Source organism: Candidatus Accumulibacter vicinus (assembly GCF_000584955.1).
In the GTDB taxonomy this organism is placed as follows: Bacteria; Pseudomonadota; Gammaproteobacteria; order Burkholderiales; family Rhodocyclaceae; genus Accumulibacter; species Accumulibacter vicinus.
This window is the reverse complement of sequence record NZ_JDSS02000024.1, coordinates 198,650-199,111: the sequence shown is the minus strand read 5'-3', so window position 1 is coordinate 199,111 and position 462 is coordinate 198,650. Positions and strand designations below refer to the sequence as shown.

The following is a 462-nucleotide window of genomic DNA, read 5'->3' as shown; positions in this document are numbered from 1 at the left end:
TGGGGAAGAAATTGCATGGGTTAATACCCTGTGTAGATGACGGTACCTGGAGAAGAAGCACCGGCTAACTACGTGCCAGCAGCCGCGGTAATACGTAGGGTGCGAGCGTTAATCGGAATTACTGGGCGTAAAGCGTGCGCAGGCGGTTGGGTAAGACAGGCGTGAAATCCCCGGGCTCAACCTGGGAATGGCGCTTGTGACTGCAAGGCTGGAGTGCGGCAGAGGGGGATGGAATTCCGCGTGTAGCAGTGAAATGCGTAGATATGCGGAGGAACACCGATGGCGAAGGCAATCCCCTGGGCCTGCACTGACGCTCATGCACGAAAGCGTGGGGAGCAAACAGGATTAGATACCCTGGTAGTCCACGCCCTAAACGATGTCAACTGGTTGTTGGGTCTTTGCTGACTCAGTAACGAAGCTAACGCGTGAAGTTGACCGCCTGGGGAGTACGGCCGCAAGGTT

General features: G+C 56.1%; 1 rRNA gene (running past both ends of the window). It reads left to right on the top strand.

The features are described 5' to 3' along the window. Positions 1 to 462: ribosomal RNA gene (locus CAPSK01_RS22760) — 16S ribosomal RNA — on the top strand (it extends past both window edges: 544 nt to the left, 1,033 nt to the right).